This is a genomic window from Pseudomonas sp. Yb2C2 (genome assembly GCF_052112325.1).
Taxonomy (GTDB): Bacteria; Pseudomonadota; Gammaproteobacteria; order Pseudomonadales; family Pseudomonadaceae; genus Aquipseudomonas; species Aquipseudomonas marginalis.
In genome coordinates this window covers 76,406-95,488 of record NZ_JAVAJK010000003.1, presented here as the reverse complement: position 1 = coordinate 95,488, position 19,083 = coordinate 76,406, and the positions used below count along the sequence as shown (strand labels likewise).

The 19,083-nt window shown below is 61.7% G+C and carries 18 protein-coding genes; 14 read left to right on the top strand and 4 right to left on the bottom strand.

The window, feature by feature from the left end; genetic code table 11:
- Window positions 1-4: 4 nt before the first annotated feature.
- Complete coding sequence (locus tag Q8X51_RS04710) at window positions 5-274, top strand: hypothetical protein (protein WP_065927112.1); 270 nt, start codon at window positions 5-7, stop codon at window positions 272-274.
- Window positions 275-527: 253 nt separating this feature from the next.
- Here the strand turns inward: Q8X51_RS04710 and Q8X51_RS04705 are convergent, their stop codons facing one another.
- The 3 genes from Q8X51_RS04705 to Q8X51_RS04695 all read right to left on the bottom strand — a co-directional run bounded on the left by Q8X51_RS04705 (window position 528) and on the right by Q8X51_RS04695 (window position 1,888).
- On the bottom strand, window positions 528-1,034 hold the full coding sequence (locus Q8X51_RS04705; RefSeq protein WP_407694093.1) for a hypothetical protein: 507 nt from the start codon (window positions 1,032-1,034) through the stop codon (window positions 528-530).
- Between the two features lie 64 nt (window positions 1,035-1,098).
- Window positions 1,099-1,725, bottom strand: coding sequence for a helix-turn-helix domain-containing protein (locus Q8X51_RS04700; protein WP_065927114.1), 627 nt, complete (start codon window positions 1,723-1,725; stop codon window positions 1,099-1,101).
- 4 nt (window positions 1,726-1,729) lie between these two features.
- Entirely contained in the window at window positions 1,730-1,888 is a 159-nt protein-coding gene (locus Q8X51_RS04695; RefSeq protein WP_162844266.1) for a hypothetical protein, read from the bottom strand.
- Between the two features lie 240 nt (window positions 1,889-2,128).
- Here Q8X51_RS04695 and Q8X51_RS04690 point away from each other — a divergent pair, with 240 nt between their 5' ends.
- From Q8X51_RS04690 to Q8X51_RS04680, 3 genes are all read left to right on the top strand, one after another.
- Window positions 2,129-4,246 carry a TonB-dependent receptor family protein gene (locus Q8X51_RS04690; RefSeq protein WP_407694092.1) on the top strand — a complete coding sequence of 706 codons (2,118 nt, stop codon included), beginning with the start codon at window positions 2,129-2,131 and terminating at the stop codon, window positions 4,244-4,246.
- 121 nt (window positions 4,247-4,367) lie between these two features.
- Window positions 4,368-4,910: a sigma-70 family RNA polymerase sigma factor gene (locus Q8X51_RS04685; protein WP_407694091.1), complete on the top strand. Its 543-nt coding sequence runs from the start codon at window positions 4,368-4,370 to the stop codon at window positions 4,908-4,910.
- The gene (locus Q8X51_RS04680) at window positions 4,907-5,839 is read left to right on the top strand and encodes a FecR family protein (protein ID WP_407694090.1); all 933 of its coding nucleotides are present in this window, start codon (window positions 4,907-4,909) and stop codon (window positions 5,837-5,839) included. The genes Q8X51_RS04685 and Q8X51_RS04680 overlap by 4 nt, the downstream gene beginning before the upstream one ends.
- On the opposite strand, the gene Q8X51_RS04675 is transcribed toward Q8X51_RS04680, so the two are convergent.
- Complete coding sequence (locus Q8X51_RS04675; RefSeq protein ID WP_065927118.1) at window positions 5,836-7,653, bottom strand: sigma-54-dependent Fis family transcriptional regulator; 1,818 nt, start codon at window positions 7,651-7,653, stop codon at window positions 5,836-5,838. The two genes, Q8X51_RS04680 and Q8X51_RS04675, sit on opposite strands and share 4 nt — an antisense overlap.
- Window positions 7,654-7,915: 262 nt before the next feature.
- Here Q8X51_RS04675 and Q8X51_RS04670 point away from each other — a divergent pair, with 262 nt between their 5' ends.
- The 10 genes from Q8X51_RS04670 (at window position 7,916) to Q8X51_RS04625 (ending at window position 19,077) form a co-directional block, all read left to right on the top strand.
- Window positions 7,916-9,010 (top strand): ABC transporter ATP-binding protein, encoded by a 1,095-nt coding sequence (locus Q8X51_RS04670; RefSeq protein WP_027607299.1) that lies wholly within the window; start codon window positions 7,916-7,918, stop codon window positions 9,008-9,010.
- The gene (locus tag Q8X51_RS04665) at window positions 9,010-10,107 is read left to right on the top strand and encodes an ABC transporter ATP-binding protein (protein ID WP_065927119.1); all 1,098 of its coding nucleotides are present in this window, start codon (window positions 9,010-9,012) and stop codon (window positions 10,105-10,107) included. Before Q8X51_RS04670 ends, Q8X51_RS04665 begins: the two co-directional genes overlap by 1 nt.
- Window positions 10,104-10,970, top strand: a complete 867-nt coding sequence (locus tag Q8X51_RS04660) for a carbohydrate ABC transporter permease (protein WP_065927120.1) — start codon at window positions 10,104-10,106, stop codon at window positions 10,968-10,970. The genes Q8X51_RS04665 and Q8X51_RS04660 overlap by 4 nt, the downstream gene beginning before the upstream one ends.
- 10 nt (window positions 10,971-10,980) lie before the next feature.
- Window positions 10,981-11,781 carry a carbohydrate ABC transporter permease gene (locus Q8X51_RS04655; RefSeq protein WP_003174634.1) on the top strand — a complete coding sequence of 267 codons (801 nt, stop codon included), beginning with the start codon at window positions 10,981-10,983 and terminating at the stop codon, window positions 11,779-11,781.
- 10 nt (window positions 11,782-11,791) lie between these two features.
- Entirely contained in the window at window positions 11,792-12,064 is a 273-nt protein-coding gene (locus tag Q8X51_RS04650; RefSeq protein WP_027607297.1) for a DUF2160 domain-containing protein, read from the top strand.
- Window positions 12,065-12,226: 162 nt separating this feature from the next.
- Complete coding sequence (locus Q8X51_RS04645) at window positions 12,227-13,969, top strand: ABC transporter substrate-binding protein (protein ID WP_065927121.1); 1,743 nt, start codon at window positions 12,227-12,229, stop codon at window positions 13,967-13,969.
- A 1,134-nt stretch (window positions 13,970-15,103) separates the two neighbouring features.
- Entirely contained in the window at window positions 15,104-16,312 is a 1,209-nt protein-coding gene (locus Q8X51_RS04640; RefSeq protein WP_065924559.1) for a methyl-accepting chemotaxis protein, read from the top strand.
- A 9-nt stretch (window positions 16,313-16,321) separates the two neighbouring features.
- Window positions 16,322-16,690, top strand: coding sequence for a response regulator (locus Q8X51_RS04635; protein WP_027607294.1), 369 nt, complete (start codon window positions 16,322-16,324; stop codon window positions 16,688-16,690).
- Window positions 16,691-16,712: 22 nt separating this feature from the next.
- Window positions 16,713-17,000 carry an STAS domain-containing protein gene (locus tag Q8X51_RS04630; RefSeq protein ID WP_074847102.1) on the top strand — a complete coding sequence of 96 codons (288 nt, stop codon included), beginning with the start codon at window positions 16,713-16,715 and terminating at the stop codon, window positions 16,998-17,000.
- Window positions 17,001-17,040: 40 nt separating this feature from the next.
- Window positions 17,041-19,077: a chemotaxis protein CheA gene (locus Q8X51_RS04625; RefSeq protein ID WP_407694089.1), complete on the top strand. Its 2,037-nt coding sequence runs from the start codon at window positions 17,041-17,043 to the stop codon at window positions 19,075-19,077.
- Window positions 19,078-19,083 lie beyond the last annotated feature (6 nt).

The following is a 19,083-nucleotide window of genomic DNA, read 5'->3' as shown; positions in this document are numbered from 1 at the left end:
TACCTTGGGTAAGCGAAAAACGGCTTGGCCGACGGACCGCGAAATACGCCTGCGCTTTATCCTTTTCGCTGTGATCGACGCCGCGAGCGTTCACGGCGTCCCCTCTGAGCTGTTGCTGCCCGCGCATAAATTGCTGCGAGACTCGCCGACAGAGGCGCAGTTGCTCGCTGCTCTGGGGGAAATTCTGGCCACTGATGAAATGCATGGGTTCAGGCTACCACCAGGGTCGGAGGCCGATGAATTGATGCAGTCGCTGGAAAAGCCCGACGGCTAGGCTCATCCGTTAGACCGTTTATTTCCTTAAGATTGGACGAGATTCCTCAATCGAATATCCATGACGTCCATATCCGCCAGGTAACGGATATAAGTAACGCAATAGCGTCCTAATCACTGTTATCACGCCAAATACAGCTGTCTTGTTCGACTAAGCGTGCCTGGGAACACCCATTCCTGCTGCTCTGCCGGCGTCTTGCGCAGCCCTCCGGTCTCTCTAGAATCGACGCCAGAACCTAGCCATTTCCTGTCGATTACGGAGTTTCGAACATGATGAATGCAATGCAGATGCCGATGAACACCTCCATGCCAATGATGCCGATGATGGGCATGCCGATGATGATGGCAACCATGAAATGCGAAATGGCCGCTGACGCCATGATGTGCACCATGAAGCCGGCAGCCGGCATGGACATGGCCCAGTTCAAGACCAATGCCGAAATGATGGCGATGATGATGAACTGCGGCATGCCGATGATGATGCAGTGCGCCAACATGTCGATGATGTGCATGTCGGCCGACGCCATGGCCATGATGACCGGCATGAACATGATGCCGATGATGGGCATGCCGATGCTGATGATGAAGTGCGTCATGGAATGCACCATGATGGCTGACGGCATGATGTGCAAAATGATGCCGATGCCGGGCATGAGCATGGACATGATGAACAACTGCTGCATGCTCATGAACAAAATGATGAATGACTGCGCCATGCCCATGATGATGAGCTGCAACGGCATGCCGATGATGTGCTGCACCTGCTGACAGGTCCCGCGCGATGAAAAAACGCCCCGATAAGTCGGGGCGTTTTTTTTGCCGTGATTAATCCAGCCGCTCGGGGTAGGTGATCACCAGGAACGCCACGGCTTCGCTGTCCGCCGGGTTGCGGTAGCGGTGGGGCTGGTCGGCGTAGAACAGGATTGAATCGCCGGTGGACAGCAGGTAGCGCTCGTCATTGACGCTGACTTCCAGTACGCCTTGGGCCACCACCAGGTTTTCCTGGATGCCCGGGCCGTGGCCTTGGGAGACTTCCTCGCCGAGTGCCCGCAGGCGAATCTCGTAGAACTCGGACTGGCGTGCCGTATCGTAGGGAAACAATGCGCGGCTGATAAACGCGCCATCGGCACTCACCAGGCGCTTGCTCTGCTGCGCCGGCAACACTTCCACCCCTTCGAACGCGCGGTCTTCCAGGAACGCCGCCACCGACACCTTCAAGCCCTTGGCAATTTTGCACAACACCTTGATCGACGGCACGCTGCGCCCGGATTCGATCTGCGCCAGCATTGCCCGGCTCACGCTGCAGGCGCGTGCCAGGGCGTCCAGTGACAAGTGCCGTTTGCTGCGCAGGCGTTGCAGGTTATGCGCAACGCACAGGCTGATCACATCGTCATCGGTGTTGGGTTTGGGCAGCGGTTCGGGCGGTTCGGGAATCACATGCAGGAAATTCATTGGCCTACGCCCGGCGTGTATCGCTGGGCGTTGCGGCGTGGGTGGTAAACACCGCCAACCCTGCGCGCGCTGCGTACATCGCCCACATCAACTCGGCCGCAGCACGTGCCTGGCGGCGTTTGCGGTGGAGGGTAAAGTCGATGACGGTGGCGGATGCAGGCATGGGAGGCGATCTCGTAGGTGACTCGATGGCTCCACAGTAATGCGTACTGGTTATTTCTTTAAATATTGAGTTTGCATGTATTAATTCGATTTTGGACTTAAAAAATAAATCCGGTCCGACGCTGTTGTGGGAAGCGTCTGGTCCGTTATTAAGGCGTGACTTGGCGGGCATCGTTGTCTTCCCATCACTGTTCGCGTGACGGCCCAGCCTTTCACGCCCCCGAATTCCAAGGATCCGCCCATGCTGCTGCGCCCACCTCCGTTCCTGTTCGCCGCCCTGACCTTTAGCTCCCTGGTGCACGCCGAAGACTTGCAATTGGCGCCGGTCGAAGTTACCACGCCCGAGGCCGGCGCCGGCGAAGTCGCCCAGGCGCAGCTCAAGAGCGTGCCCGGTGCTACCAATTACATCGACATGAGCAGCGTGCAGCAGGGGCGGGTGAGCACCAATGAAGACGTGTTCAAGTACCAGCCTGGGGTGTATGCCAAGGCGGCAAACAATGAAGGGGTGAAGCTGTCCATTCGTGGTTCGGGCCTGAACCGCAGCCCAGGCGCCCATGCTTCAGGGCTGTACGAAATGTTCGATGGCTTGCCGCTGACCGGCCCCGGCGGCACCCCTTATGAACTCAAGGACCCGCTGTGGCAAAGCCGCGTCGAGGTGCTGCGTGGCGCCAACGGTTTTGATCAAGGCGCGTTGGCTCTGGGGGGCGCGGTCAACTACGTGACCCATACCGGCTACGATGCGCCCAAGCTGCAAGTGCGCTATGAAGCCGGCAGCCGTGGCTATGCCCAGCGCGAGATCAGTTCGGGCCAGGTGCTGGGGGATGCCGACTACTACATCAGCCTCACCGACTCGGAATCCGACGGCTACCAGCGCCAGAGCGCCGCCACCGGCAAGGGCATGGCCGCCAACTTCGGCTACCGCTTCAACCCGGACCTGGAAACCCGCTTCTATTTCCGCTACCGCGAAACCACCAACGACACCCCCGGCAAACTCACCCGCGCCCAGATCAGCCACGACCCGCGTGCCGCCAACAGTCTCAACGCTGCCCGCGATTCCAAGCGCCTGCAACCGGGTTCCACCTGGATCGCCAACAAGACCACCTTGCAGTTGGACGACAATTCGCGCCTGGAAGTCGGGCTGGCCTATCACGATTACCCGATGGACCTGCGCGAAGGCACCAACCGTCTCAAGGTGGCCTACACCGATATCAGCAGCACCTTGAATTACATCCGCCAGGACACGCTGTTCGGCCACGACAGCAAAACCACCCTCGGCCTGCGCACCACCCAGGCGATGCCCAACAACGGCACATCGGAATACGTGCGCACGCCAGCCGGCAACACCGCAACCTATGCCCCAGGCACCAAGACCCGCGACTACAGCTACCTGGGGTCAGACACCGTGCTGCATATCGGCAATGACCTGGAGCTGGTCCAGGACCTGTGGCTGACCACCGGCCTGGCGGCGACCTACACCCGCCGTGAAACCCAGGTCACCTATCCCGAAGGCCAGGCGCCGCTCAGCCAGCATGACTGGGACTACGCACCGCGCATCGGCCTGCGCTATGACTTCACCCCGCAGTTGCAGGTGTACGGCAACCTGAGCCGCTCGGTCGAGCCGCCGCATGCGTGGTCGATGATCTGGGGTTCCAACAAATACTTTCCAGCGGGCAGCGGCCCGGCCACTGGATTACAGCGCGAAGGCGTCAGCCTGAAAAACCAGACTGCCACCACTCTGGAAATCGGTGGCCGTGGCGAAGCATGGCTCGGCCAGTGGGACCTGGCGCTGTACCGCTCCGAAGTGCGCCACGAACTGCTCACCGTGGAAACCCAGGCCCAGACCTCGACCAGCAATGCCATCGTCGCCGAATCCAATGCCAGCCCCACCGTGCATCAGGGCGTGGAGCTGGGCCTGCTCAGCCCGCTGTGGGACGGCGGCCGCAGCGGTAAGCTCGACCTGCGCCAGGCCTATACCTTCAGCGACTTCCACTACCGCGACGACGACCGTTTCGGCGGCAACCGCTTGCCGGGCATCCCCCAGCACTACTATCAGGCGCAACTGCGCTACGGCCACCCGACGGGCTTCTACACCAGCCTCAATACCGAGCATTCCTCGCGGGTGGCGGTGGATTACGCCAATTCCTATTACGCCGCGTCCTACACCCTTCTGGGCGCGACCTTCGGCTACGACGCACCCAAGCAGGACTGGCAAGCCTGGGTCGACCTGCGCAACCTCACCAACCGCCGCTACGCCAACACCGTCACGCCGGGCTACGACGACAAGGGCCTGGATGTCGCACGCTCCACCCCGGCGGACGGACGCGGGATCTACACCGGTGTCTCATGGAGCTGGCGCTAAGCCGCAGCTATCCAGCCCCCTGTGGCGAGCGGGCTGCGACGGGGAGGGCCTTGCTCCTACACCGTTTTACTGGCATTGTTTGCGCAATTGGTAACTCTTCCCATTTGAGACTCTTTTGCGCATGCATGACATTCCGGCCGCGCTGGGCGATTCAGTGCGTCAGCAGACCCTTACGGCGATGTACCGCGAGCACCACGGCTGGTTGCAGGGCTGGCTGCGCCGAAAACTGGGGTGTTCCCAGCACGCCGCCGACCTGGCCCACGATGCCTTCATCCGCGTGCTGATGCTGGCCGAGCCGCAAAATATCCAGGAACCCCGGGCCTTCCTGGCCACCACGGCGGGGCGTTTGCTGATCGATGGCGCCCGGCGTCGACGCATTGAAAAAGCCTACATGGAAGCCCTGGTGATCCAGAGCGAGGACGCCGGCATGCCCGACCCGGCCGCGATCCATATCGCCCTGCAAGCCCTGGAACGCATCGCCGAAATGCTTGCCGGCTTGCCCGCCAAGGCCCGCGAAGCCTTCCTGTTGAGTCGCTTGGACGGGTTGACCTACAGCGAAATCGCCACGCGCCTGGACGTGTCTGCCAGTACCGTCAAAAACTACATCTCCAGCGCCCTGGTGCACTGCTATCACAGCCTGCACGCGGCAGACCCGCTGGCATGAACTCCGAACAGATCATCCAGCAAGCGGCAAATTGGCTGACCCGCCTGCACGACGACGAGGTCAGCGACGCCGAGCGTCAGGCCTTCAACGCCTGGTGCCAGGCAGACCCTCGTCACGCCGTCGCCATCGACCGCATGCGCGCGCTGTGGGGAAGCCTCGATGCCTTGCCTGCACAACCCGCACGCGTGGCCCTGAACCGCGCATTTGCCCCGCGTCGCGCGCGCGGTGCCCAGGCGATGGGCGTGCTCGGCGTATTACTCTGCGGCTGGCTGGGCCTTACGCACCTGCCGGTGTGGATGGCCGACCAGCGCACCGACGTGGGCGAGCGGCGCCAGATCGTCCTTGAAGACGGCAGCCAGTTGCAACTCAACAGCAACTCGGCGGTGGACGTGAAATTCGACGGCCACCAACGGGTGATCGAACTGCTGCAAGGCGAGCTCTGGGTCGACGTGGCCAAGGATGCGACGCGGCCCTTCGTGGTGCGTACCGACCAAGGCACGGCGACGGCACTGGGCACGCGTTATTTGGTCAAGCGCGCGCCAGACGGCACGACGGTGGTGACGGTGATCGAGTCCACCGTGGCAGTCAAAGGGGACAGCAGCGAAGGGGTCAAGGTCACTGCCGGCCAGCGTTCGGTCCTCGACCATGGTCGCGCCCAACCGCCCCAGGCTACCGACGACACCGACCCGGACGCCTGGACCCGTGGCCTGCTCAAGGTCAACGACCAACCCCTGAGCGAAGTGCTGCAAACCCTGGCCAGCTACCGCCACGGCCTGCTGCGCTTCGACCCTCAGGCCTTGCAGAACCTGCGGGTGACGGGGGTGTTCAAGCTGGATGACACGGCGGCGGCGCTGTCGACCCTGGCGGATAACCTGCCGATCCAGGTGGAGTACTTCACCGACCTGCTGGTGGTGGTCAAGCCGCGCTAGCGTTCGTTCTGGCGCAGGCGCTTGTACAGGGTGTTGCGGCTCACCCCCAGCTCCCGCGCCAGGTGGGAAATATTCCCGCCAGCGGCCTTCAAGCGCTGGGTCAGGTCGATGCTGGCATCCAGGTGTTCACTGGCGGGCAGTGGCGCCGTCACGTTCAAATCGACAAAAAAATCGTCCGGCAGATGCTCCGGGCGGATCGGCTGTTCCTCGGCCATCGCCAGCGCCACCTGCAGCACGCTGCTCACCTGGCGCAGGTTGCCGGGCCACGGGTGCTGTTCGAACAGTGCCAGCACCTCGGCGCTGAGCCCGGCCCACTGGCCTGGCTCCCGGTGTTGCTGCCACAGTTGCTGGAACAGCGCCCGTTTGTCGCTGCGCTCGCGTAGCGGTGGCAATTCAAGGGTCAGGCCGCCGATGCGGTAGTACAAGTCCTCGCGAAAGCGCCCGGCCTGGACCTGCTCGCGCAAGGCCCGGTTAGTGGCCGAGATGATGCGCAAATCCACCGGGAACAACTCGCTGCTGCCCACCGGCTGCACACAACGCTCCTGCAATACCCGCAACAGGCGCGCTTGCGTCGGCAGCGGCATATCGCCGATTTCATCGAGGAACAGCGTGCCCTTGTCGGCCTTGCGGATCAGGCCAATGCTGCCTTTCTGGTTGGCGCCGGTGAACGCGCCTTTTTCGTAGCCGAACAGTTCCGATTCCACCAGCTCGGCGGGAATCGCCGCACAGTTCACCGCGATAAACGCCTGCTGGCTGCGGGAACTGGCCTGGTGCAGGGCCTTGACGAAGACTTCCTTGCCCACCCCGGTTTCCCCGTGGATCAGCAGCGGGATGTCCTTCTCCAGCAAACGCTCGGCCTGGCGCACGGCTTTTTCCACGCGCACATCGCCAAAGTGCAGGGTCTTCAAACCAATCGCGGCGGGCTTTGGCGCAACGGGTTCGCTGAACACGCGGGCCTGCACCGGCATCTGCTTCGGTCGCTTCAGCAGGCACTGGAAGCGATTGCGTCCCGCCGCCTGCAACGAAAAGGGCAGGCCCTCCGGTTGATTGAGCAACTCCAGCAGCGACACCTTGAACAAACTGTCGATCATCACCCGCGACAGGCTGATGCCCAACAGGTTGTCGGCCCGGCGGTTGGCCGAGAGCACCTGGCCGCTCTCGTCAAAGATCAGCAGGCCCGCCCATTGGCTGTCGAGGTTGCTCAGGCCGGTGTTGAAGGTCAGTTGGAAATGCTCACCGCGAAACAGGTTGAGGATCAGCCGATTCTCCACGGTCTGGCTCATCATCTTGACCATGCCCAGGGTGTGGGAGGGCGGCAGGTAGCTGTCACTGGAGACATCCAGCACCGCGATGATTTCGCGCTGGGCATCGAAGATCGGTGCTGCCGAGCCGGTCATGAAGCGGTTGGCCTTGAGGAAGTGTTCGTCATGTTCGATATGCACCGCCTGGGCACAGGCCAGTGCGGTGCCGATGGCATTGGTGCCGCTGGAACGCTCCATCCAGCTGGCGCCGGCGCTGAACCCTCGGGCCAGCTTGGGCTCGATAAAGCGCTGGGTGCCCCAACTGGTCAGCACCTGGCCCTGGTTGTCGGCCAGCATGATCAGGCAGTTGGAATTGCTCAGGATGTTTTCGTAGTAGGGCAGGACTTCCTGGTGCGTGGTCTGCACCAGGGAATGCTGGCTTTCCAGCAATTGGCTGATGCCCTCGGCGGGCAGTTGATCGAAGCTGGGCGTGCTCTGGTGGTCCAGGCCGAAGGCGCGGCAACGGCGCCAGGATTCCTGGATAAGGGTGTCGTGAGCCAGGGGTTCGGCCATGGGGCGACCTTCTTTTTATTGTTTTGGGGTCTTGCACAATCAACGGATGCAACCACGTCAATCGGGTTCAAAGAGTGTTGTTCATAACTGTTCATTGTCAACCCCCGGATTGTTCAGTTGTTCAGCCAGACCTGTTCATTTCTGTTCGCTCCTGAACATCCCGTTTCACCCATTTCCTTGCGGATCAAGCACCTGCCGTTTTTGGCATGAAACTCGCTCTGACGACTGGCCAGATTCATTCCAATAATAAAAAGGTCGTGTCATGTCATTGACCCTGGAACATGTCTCCCGCGTCGTCGAAGGCCAAACCTGGATCGACGACGCCAACCTGCGCTTCGAAGCCGGCTCCTTCAACGTCTTGCTTGGTCGCACCCTGTCCGGCAAGACCAGCCTGATGCGCCTGATGGCGGGCCTGGACAAGCCCGACAGCGGGCGCATCCTGATGAACGGCGTGGATGTCACCCACAAACCGGTGCGCCTGCGCAACGTGTCGATGGTGTATCAGCAGTTCATCAACTACCCGACCATGACCGTGTTCGAAAACATCGCCTCGCCGTTGCGCCAGGCCGGTGTGTCCAACGAGCTGATCCAGAGCAAGGTGCTGGAAACCGCGCGGATGCTGCGCATCGAGAAGTTCCTGCAACGTCACCCGCTGGAGCTGTCCGGTGGCCAGCAGCAACGCACGGCCATGGCCCGCGCGTTGGTGAAAGACGCCGAACTGATCCTGTTCGACGAGCCACTGGTGAACCTGGACTACAAATTGCGCGAAGAGCTGCGTCAGGAAATGCGCGAGCTGTTCAAGGCGCGGCACACCATCGCCATCTACGCCACCACCGAGCCCAACGAGGCCCTGGCCCTGGGCGGCACCACCACCATTCTTCACGAGGGCCGGGTGATCCAGAGCGGCAAGGCCGCCGAGGTGTATCACCAGCCACAGACCGTGTTGGCCGCCGAGCTGTTTTCCGAGCCGCCGATCAACCTGATGCCGGGGCGTATCAGCGGTAACGAGGTGAGCTTCGCCAATTTCGTGCACTTCCCGCTGAACGTTGACCTGCGTCCCATCGGCGAAGGCGAATTCCGCTTTGGTGTGCGCCCCAGCCATATCAGCCTGGTGCCGAGCAACGACGACGACCTCGAGCTGGCGGTGACCGTGGAAGTCGCCGAGATCAGCGGTTCGGAAACCTTCCTGCATGTGCGCAGCGAGCACTTCCTGCTGGTGCTGCACCTGCCGGGGGTGCATGAGTACGACGTCGACGCGCCGATCCGCGTGTACATCCCCACCCATAAACTGTTTGTGTTCGATGGCCAGGGCCGTTTGGTCCAGGCCCCCGGGCGCCGCGTCGCGAGGGTTGCCTGATGGCCGAGATCCATTTGCAGAACCTGGCGCACAGCTACAGTCCCACGCCGAGCGGCCCTGAGGACTACGCCATCCGGGCAATGAACCACGTGTGGGAGCAGGGCGGTGCCTACGCCTTGCTCGGGCCGTCGGGCTGCGGCAAGTCGACGTTGCTCAATATCATCTCCGGCCTGCTGAGCCCGTCCGAAGGGCAGGTGCTGTTCGATAGCAAAGTGGTCAATGACCTCACCCCGGAAAAACGCAACATCGCCCAGGTGTTCCAGTTCCCGGTGGTGTACGACACCATGACCGTGTTCGATAACCTGGCCTTTCCCCTGCGAAACCAAGGCATGGCCGAGGCGAAAATTCACAGCAAGGTGCAGGAAATTGCCGAAGTCCTCGACCTGCAAAACCTGCTGAGCAAAAAAGCCCGCAACCTCACCGCCGACGAAAAACAGAAAGTCTCCATGGGCCGTGGCCTGGTGCGGGATGACGTGTCGGCCATCCTCTTTGACGAACCGCTGACGGTGATCGACCCGCACCTGAAGTGGAAGCTGCGGCGCAAGCTCAAGCAGATCCATGAGCAGTTCAATATCACCATGGTCTACGTCACCCATGACCAGCTTGAGGCCTCGACTTTCGCCGACAAGATCGCGGTGATGTACGGCGGGCAGATCGTGCAGTTCGGCACGCCCCGTGAGTTGTTCGAACGGCCCAGCCACACCTTTGTCGGCTATTTCATCGGTAGCCCTGGGATGAATCTGATCGAAGTGCAGGCCGAGGCCGGCGGTGTGCGCTTTGCCGGTACGCTTCTGCCGTTATCCGAGGCCTTGCAGCAACGCATTGCCGGCAGCGACTACAAGACGCTGCAGGTGGGGATCCGCCCGGAATTCATTCACGTGTGGGACGAGTACAACCCTGACGCCCTGCAGGCCGATGTCACTCACCTCGAAGACCTCGGCACCTACAAGATCATGACCCTCAACCTCGACGGCGCCACCCTCAAAGTGCGCCTGGCCGAAGACAAACCGGTGCCCGAGGGCAGGGCGTCCATCAGCTTTCCCGCGCAGTGGCTGATGGTGTATGCCGACGACTACCTGCTGGAGGTGCAGCCATGAACAAGGTGCAGAACAACAGGGCCTGGTGGCTGGTGTTGCCGGTGTTCCTGCTGGTGGCGTTCAGTGCGGTGATCCCGATGATGACGGTGGTCAACTATTCGGTGCAGGACATCTTCGACCAGTCCAGCCGCTACTTCGTCGGCGCCGACTGGTACAAGCAGGTGCTGCTCGACCCACGCCTGCATGACTCGCTGCTGCGCCAGTTCATCTATTCGGCTTGCGTGCTGCTGATCGAAATCCCCCTGGGTATCGCCATCGCCCTGACCATGCCGACCAAGGGCCGCTGGTCGTCGCTGGTGCTGATCATCCTGGCCATTCCGTTGCTGATTCCGTGGAACGTGGTGGGCACCATCTGGCAGATTTTCGGCCGTGCCGATATCGGTCTGCTGGGCTATAGCCTCAACGCCCTGGGCATCAGCTACAACTATGCGGCCAACACCATGGACGCCTGGGTCACCGTGCTGGTGATGGATGTGTGGCACTGGACCTCATTGGTGGCGCTGCTGTGTTATTCCGGGCTGCGAGCGATCCCGGATGTGTACTACCAGGCCGCACGTATCGATCGGGCTTCGGCGTGGGCGGTGTTCCGGCATATCCAGTTGCCGAAGATGAAAAGCGTGCTGCTGATCGCGGTGATGCTGCGCTTCATGGACAGTTTCATGATCTACACCGAGCCCTTCGTCCTCACGGGGGGCGGGCCGGGGAATGCCACGACGTTCCTCAGTCAGACGCTGACCCAGATGGCCGTAGGCCAATTCGACCTGGGCCCGGCGGCGGCGTTTTCCCTGGTGTACTTCCTGATCATCTTGTTGGTGTCCTGGCTGTTCTACACCGCCATGACCCACTCCGACGCCAACCGCTGAGGCCGCCAACATGAGCAAGCGCAAGGTTATTCCGCTGCTGATCTACATCCTGTTCCTGCTGGTGCCGATCTACTGGCTGCTGAACATGTCCTTCAAGAGCAACACCGAAATCCTCGGCGGGCTGACCCTGTTTCCGCAGGATTTCACCCTGGCCAACTACAAGGTGATCTTCACCGACCCCAGCTGGTACACCGGTTACCTCAACTCGCTGTACTACGTGAGCCTGAACACGGTGATTTCCCTGAGCGTGGCGTTGCCGGCAGCCTATGCCTTCTCGCGCTACCGCTTCCTGGGTGACAAGCACCTGTTCTTCTGGCTGCTGACCAACCGCATGGCGCCACCCGCGGTGTTCCTGCTGCCGTTTTTCCAGCTGTATTCGTCCATCGGCCTGTTCGACACGCACATCGCCGTGGCCTTGGCCCACTGCCTGTTCAACGTACCGCTGGCGGTGTGGATCCTGGAGGGCTTCATGTCGGGGGTGCCCAAGGAAATCGACGAAACCGCCTACATCGACGGCTATAGTTTTCCCAAGTTCTTCGTGAAGATTTTTATCCCGTTGATCGGCTCCGGCATCGGTGTGACCGCGTTTTTCTGCTTCATGTTTTCCTGGGTCGAGCTGCTGCTGGCGCGCACCCTGACCTCGGTCAACGCCAAGCCCATCGCCGCGGTGATGACCCGCACGGTGTCGGCGTCGGGTATCGATTGGGGGGTGCTGGCAGCGGCGGGGGTGTTGACCATCCTGCCCGGCATGCTGGTGATCTGGTTTGTTCGCAACCATGTGGCCAAGGGCTTTGCCCTGGGCCGGGTCTGAGGAGTCGATGATGGAATGGATGGCCTGGACCACCCCCACTGCACTGTTCTTTGGCGGCATTGCCCTGATTCTGGCGGGCATGACCACCTGGGAGCTGCGCTCGCCGAGCATTCCGCGGCGCGGCGTCCTGCCGATCAGCACCACCCGTGGTGATCGCTTGTTTATCGGTCTTCTCGGCAGCGCCTACCTGCATTTGCTGGTGATCGGCGTTACCGACTGGAGCATCTGGGTAGCGTCCGCGCTCTCCCTGGTATGGCTGTTGAGTGTGATGCGTTGGGGCTAGTGCCCCGACACCTTGTAGGAGCGAGCTTGCTCGCGAAAATCGCCAACGATAACGCGGGCATTCTGGATGTACGCGGTGTCCTCGGGTTTTTCGCGAGCAAGCTCGCTCCTACAGAGGGTTGTGGCGTTTGTAGTCCTTTTTGAAATTAACCAGGAGGTCTCTATGTTGAATAAAAACAATAAGCTGCGACATAGCATTTCATTGGCCGCCGTACTGGCCCTCAGCGGTTTGAGCGCTTCGGCCTGGGCTGATGCGTATGAAGATGCGGCGAAGAAATGGATCGGCAGCGAGTTCAAGCCGTCGACCCTCACGGCCGACCAGCAGTTGGAGGAGTTGAAGTGGTTTATCAAAGCCTCGGAACCGTTCCGTGGGATGAAGATCAACGTGGTGTCGGAAACCCTCACCACCCACGAGTACGAATCCAAGGTGCTGGCCAAGGCCTTCAGCGAAATCACCGGCATCAAGCTGACCCACGACCTGCTGCAGGAAGGCGACGTGGTGGAGAAACTGCAAACCCAGATGCAGTCCGACAAGAATATCTATGACGGCTGGGTCAACGATTCCGACTTGATCGGTACGCACTTTCGTTATGGCAAGACCGAATCCATCACCGACCTGATGGCCAACGAAGGCAAGGCCTTTACCTCGCCAACCCTGGATATCAAGGACTTTATCGGCATCTCCTTCACCACCGCGCCGGACGGCAAGATCTACCAGCTGCCCGACCAGCAGTTTGCCAACCTCTACTGGTTCCGCGCCGACTGGTTCGAGCGTCCGGAGCTGAAAGCCAAGTTCAAGGAAAAATACGGCTATGACCTCGGCGTGCCGGTGAACTGGTCGGCCTATGAAGACATCGCCAAATTCTTCAGTGAAGACGTCAAGGAAATCGACGGCAAGCGCATCTATGGGCACATGGACTACGGCAAGAAAGACCCGTCCCTGGGCTGGCGCTTCACCGATGCCTGGTTCTCCATGGCCGGTGGCGGCGACAAGGGCCTGCCCAACGGCTTGCCGGTGGACGAGTGGGGCATCCGCGTGGAGGACTGCCACCCGGTGGGCTCCAGCGTCACCCGTGGCGGCGACACCAACGGCCCGGCGGCGGTGTTCGCCACGCAGAAATACGTGGACTGGATGAAAGCCTACGCCCCCCCGGAAGCGGCGGGCATGACCTTCTCCGAATCCGGCCCGGTGCCGTCCCAGGGCAACATCGCCCAGCAGATATTCTGGTACACCGCGTTTACCGCCGACATGACCAAGCCGGGCCTGCCGGTGGTGAACGCCGACGGCACGCCGAAATGGCGCATGGCGCCGTCGCCGGTCGGACCGTATTGGGAAAAAGGCATGAAGAAGGGGTACCAGGACGTGGGTTCCTGGACTTTCCTCAAGTCGACGCCGGAGAAGCAGAAACTCGCGGCCTGGTTGTACGCGCAGTTCGTCACCTCGAAAACCGTGTCCCTGAAGAAAACCATCGTCGGCCTGACGCCGATTCGTGAGTCCGATATCAACTCCCAGGCCATGACCGACATGGCGCCGAAACTCGGTGGCCTGGTGGAGTTCTACCGCAGCCCGGCGCGGGTCGAGTGGACCCCGACCGGTACCAACGTGCCGGACTACCCACGTCTGGCGCAACTGTGGTGGAGCAACATCGCCGCCGCCGCCAGCGGCGAGAAAACCCCGCAACAGGCCCTCGACAACCTGGCCAAGGAGCAGGACGCGATCATGACGCGCCTGGAACGCTCCAAGGTGCAGCCGGTGTGCGGCCCGAAAATGAACCCCGAGCGTGACGCGCAATACTGGTTCGACCAGCCGGGCGCGCCGAAACCGAAACTGGCCAACGAGAAACCGAAAGGCGAGACCGTGGCCTACGGCGACCTGCTCAAGCAGTGGGAGGCCGCGCGTAAGTAAACGTGCCGGGGCGTGGAACACAAAACGGCACCCAGGTGCCGTTTTGTTTTGGTGCAAACATGAAGGCGCAGCTCTGTGACCGATGACGCGCGGTGGTCAGGCAATCCTGAGTATGGGCAGCTTACTTTCGTGGCGGCCTTCGGGCCGACCATGTCGTTGGAGTTGACCGAGTACATATCCGTTGCTGCGGTAACGGCTGCCTATGGTTCCGCTCTTACAGCGGGTCACTTTTGGAGGGACCCAAAAGTAACCAAAAGGTCCTCGCCCCAACACTCGGCACCTCGCCTAGGCTCGGTGTGCCCTCACTCCGGCTTTGGAGCGTGGGCCGCCGCGATGGGCCATCCATGGCCCAGCGCGGCTAACCCGGCGTCCTGCCGGGTTACCCACGCTCCAAAGCCTGCGTTCGGCCAGCGTGTTTGACGGGGCGATTTTAGATCAAAAGCCAAAGCGAGGCGGCCTTAAAGCCGACCTGATCTTTGAAGCGTACGCGGTGTGGCTTCTACTTCCTTAACCGCTGACGAAGTCAGCAATCTTTTGATCTGCTCTGGCTCTGGCTCTGGCTCTGGCTTTTGATCTTGATCTCAGTCGCCCCGTTAACCACGCTGGCCGAACGCAGGCTTGAATCCGTGGGTAACCCGGCAGGACGCCGGGTTAGCCGTCCTGGGCCAGGGATGGCCCATGACGGCGGCCCACGGATTCAAGCCTGCGTTCGGGCATACCGAGCCTAGGCGAGGTACCGAGTGGTGGGGCGAGAGCCTTTTGGTTACTTTTGGGCTCTTTCCAAAAGTGACCCGCTGTAAGAGCGGAACCCTAAGTGGCCGTGACCGCAGCAACGGATATGTACTCGGTCAAACCCAACGACATGGTCGGCCCAGAGGCCGCCACGGAACCAAGCCCCCTCACCACAAAGAGATTTCTCAGCCTGAAAGACAGACTCGCTAGCCAGCGCTGCGACAACCCCCTGTTCGGTAAACCACCGCTGATCCTTCAGGAACAAGGACCCAGAACTGACCGATCTGTCACCCACGGTTCATAAACCAGACGGAAGGCACCTAAGTCACCTCAAGTTGCAAGTTACAGGGCAGATAACAACTATGTCACTTACATCCGCAACAACGTTCAAGGATCGAACTCATGCCCCAGCGCCAATCCAGCCGCCTGCCTCTTCCCGTTTATCCACGTTTTCGCTGGTTCGCTTTGATCCCGGTCGTGCCCGCCGTGTTGTGGATACTCGTGCAATCAACCTCGCCGGCCAATCTGCTGGCCTGCACGGTACTGGTGCTGATCGGCCTCGGTGCCTGTGCCTGGAGCGCGAGTTCGCAGCGCAACGCGATGCTGCAAGCGCTTGCACTGGCGGAACAGTCAGATGCGCACGCGGTGCACGACGGCATGGCCTCTCGTGCCCAGCTCGATGAGGTATTGCTGGGCGCCATGCCCATCTGGGCCAAGCAGGTGGAAAGCTCGCGCCATCAGACCGAAGAAGCGATCGTGAGCCTGGCCAACCGTTTCACCGGGATCGCCGCACGATTGCAGGAGACGGTACAAGCCTCGCAGCACGCGGCCGGTGAACTGGACGGGCAGGCCGCCGACGGCGCGCTTGAGGTGCTGGCACGCAGTGACAGCGAGCTGAGCCAGGTGATCAATTCGCTCAAGGCCACCCAAACCAGCCGTGACCAGACCCTGGCCCAGGTCCGCAGCCTGACCGCCTATACCGGCGAACTGCGGACCATGGCCGCCGATGTGGCAGCGATTGCCGCGCAAACCAACCTGCTGGCCCTCAACGCCGCCATCGAGGCGGCGCGTGCCGGTGAGGCCGGGCGCGGTTTTGCGGTGGTGGCCGACGCGGTGCGCAGCCTGTCGAGCAAATCCAGTGAAACCGGCCAGCAGATGTCGGCCAAGGTCGACATCATCAACAACGCCATTACGCAATTGGTCCAGGCCGCGTCCAGCAGTGCCGACCAGGACAGCCATTCGGTGGCCGAGTCCGAAAACAGTATTCAAGTAGTGCTCGAACGCTTCCAGAACATCACCGGGCGCCTGGCCGAATCCGCCGACCTGCTCAAGCAGGAAAGCTACGGCATCCGGGATGAGATGACCGAAGTGCTGGTCAACCTGCAATTCCAGGACCGGGTCAGCCAGATCCTCAGCCACGTGCGCGACAACATGCACGCCCTGCATGAGCACCTCCTGCAGGCCAGCCAGGCCCCGGACCAGCCGGTGGCCGTCGACGCCCGCCAATGGCTGGCGCGCATGGAAGCCACCTATGCCACCGACGAGCAACGGCGCCTGCACCATGGAGAGGCGGCCGTCCAGCAGAATTCTCAAGACATCACCTTCTTTTAGGAGCACATCATGGCGAAGAGTGTATTAGTGGTCGACGACTCCAGCAGCGTGCGGCAAGTGGTCGGCATAGCCTTGAAAAGCGCCGGTTACGACGTCATCGAGGCCAGCGACGGCAAGGATGCCCTGGGCAAGCTGACCGGGCAGAAAGTGCACCTGATCATCAGCGACGTGAACATGCCCAACATGGACGGCATCACCTTCGTCAAGGAGGTCAAGAAGCTGGCCAACTACAAGTTCACCCCGATCATCATGCTCACCACCGAGTCCCAGGAGTCGAAAAAGGCCGAGGGCCAGGCCGCCGGCGCCAAGGCCTGGGTGGTCAAGCCGTTCCAGCCTGCGCAGATGTTGGCAGCTGTGTCTAAACTGATCCTGCCTTGATCCCGGCGCCAGGGAGGCTCCCATGCCGATTACCACTGAAACACTCGACGACACTGCCCAGGTGCGCATTGACGGCGAGCTTACGATCTACACCGTAGCGGAACTGGCGGCGGCGCTGCTGCCGCAGATGGGCGCGGCACCCCGCCTGGAACTGGACCTGTCGCAGGTCACAGAGATGGATGGCGCCGGCTTGCAGTTGCTCGCGGTTATCCGACGAGAGGCCAGTAATGCCGGCATAGCCTTGAGCGTGACCGGCCAGAGCCAGGCGGTCACGCAGGCGCTCCAACTGTGTCGCAGCGCGGCCTCATAGTCAGCGCTTCCCATGTTTTTGATCGACAAGGAAAGTCACGGTGAGCATTAATCTCGATCAGGCACAGCAGACATTCATCGTAGAGGCGCGCGAGCTGTTGCAGGCCATGGAGCAATCCCTGCTGCAATTGGAAAGCGAGCCCGGCGACCAGGATGCCATCGGCGCGATTTTCCGCGCCGCGCATACCATCAAGGGTTCGGCGGGCCTTTTCGGCCTGGCGTCGATCGTGGGGTTCACGCATATCGTCGAAGACGTGCTTGACCGCCTGCGCGAAGGCAGTGTGGCGGTGGACGCTGCCTTGATCGCGCTGCTGCTCAAGTGCGGCGACCACATGCTCGAACTGGTCGAAGTGGTCGCCAACCGCGGTGAGGTGCCGACGCCTGCCGCTCTGGAGCGCGGCGAGGCATTGCGCGAGGCGCTGAGTGCCTACCAGCCGATGCGAACTGCCGTTGCCAGCGTCGAAACCGCCGAGGTGACCGACGACGTGGCGGTCGAAGTGCTTTGGCATATTTCCCTGCGCTTCGGCACGGATGTGTTCCGTAATGGCATGGACCCGCTGTCATTTCTGCGCTACCTCGAGACCTTGGGGCAGTTGATACAGGTCGCCATCCTGACCGACAGCATCCCGCCCATGGACAGCTGGGACCCGGAAAGCTGCTACCTGGGTTTCGAGATCGACCTGCGCTCGACGGCCAGCCACGCCAGCCTCAACGAGGTGTTCGATTTCGTGCGTGACGACTGTGAGGTGCACATCAGTGCCGTCGATGAAGCGCCCGACAGCACCCAGGCCCCGGCGGGCGAACCGGGCACGCAGGCCGAGCCAGCCCTTGTGACGGCTGCACCGCAGCGTCTGGCGACCGGCGAAGCGAAAAGCCGCGACGGCAATTACGTGCGCGTCAACGCCGACAAACTCGACGAGTTGATCAACCTGGTGGGTGAGCTGGTGATCGCCAGCGCCGGCGCGAACCTGCTGGCCCGGTCCTGTAACAACGACCCGTTGCACGAGGCCTCCTCGACGGTATCGGGGCTGGTGGAAGAGATCCTCGATGGCGCCCTGCATTTGCGCATGATCCCCATCGGCGACACATTCAACCGCTTCCGCCGCGTGGTGCGCGATATCAGCCAGGAACTGGGCAAGGACATCGAACTGAGCATCAGCGGCGCGGAAACCGAACTGGACAAGACCGTGGTCGAGAAGATCGGCGACCCGCTGATGCACCTGTTGCGCAACGCCATGGACCACGGCATCGAAAGCGCCGATGCGCGGCGTGCGGCCGGCAAGTCGGCCAAGGGGCATCTGAGCCTCAATGCCTACCACGACTCGGGGAGCATCGTCATTGAGATCGCCGACGACGGCGCCGGCCTCAACCGCGAACGCATCCTGCAAAAGGCCCAGGAACGCGGGCTGGTGGCCAGCGGTGCGGTGCTCAACGACCAGGAGATCTACAACCTGATCTTCGAGGCGGGGTTCTCCACCGCCGAGGCGGTGACCAACCTGTCCGGGCGCGGTGTCGGCATGGACGTGGTCAAGCGCAATATCACCTTGTTGCGCGGCACCGTCGACCTCGACAGCCGTCCCGGCCAGGGCACCGTGGTGCGCATTCGCTTGCCGCTGACCCTGGCGATCATCAATGGGTTCCTGGTCGGCATCGACCAATCCACCTACGTGATTCCCCTGGACATGGTCCAGGAGTGTATCGAGCTGGATGAACAGCAGCGCCAGTCCAGTCGCGACACGGGTTATCTGGACCTGCGTGGCGAGGTGTTGCCGTTGGTGCACCTGCGCGACCACTTCAGCCACGAAGGCCCCGCGACCCGACGCCAGAATGTGGTGGTGGTGCGTTACGCCGAGCATAAGGCCGGGCTGGTGGTGGATGACCTGCTCGGCGAGTTCCAGACCGTGATCAAACCCCTGGGCAAGTTGTTCGGTGCACTGCGTGGCATCAGCGGCTCGACCATATTGGGCAGCGGCGCGGTGGCCCTGATCCTGGATGTACCGGTACTGCTCAACCAAATCGTACAACTGGAAGCCCGCACGGCCCAGGCGCCTCAGTCGCCACCGGCCGTCGCTCGCTGACGCATT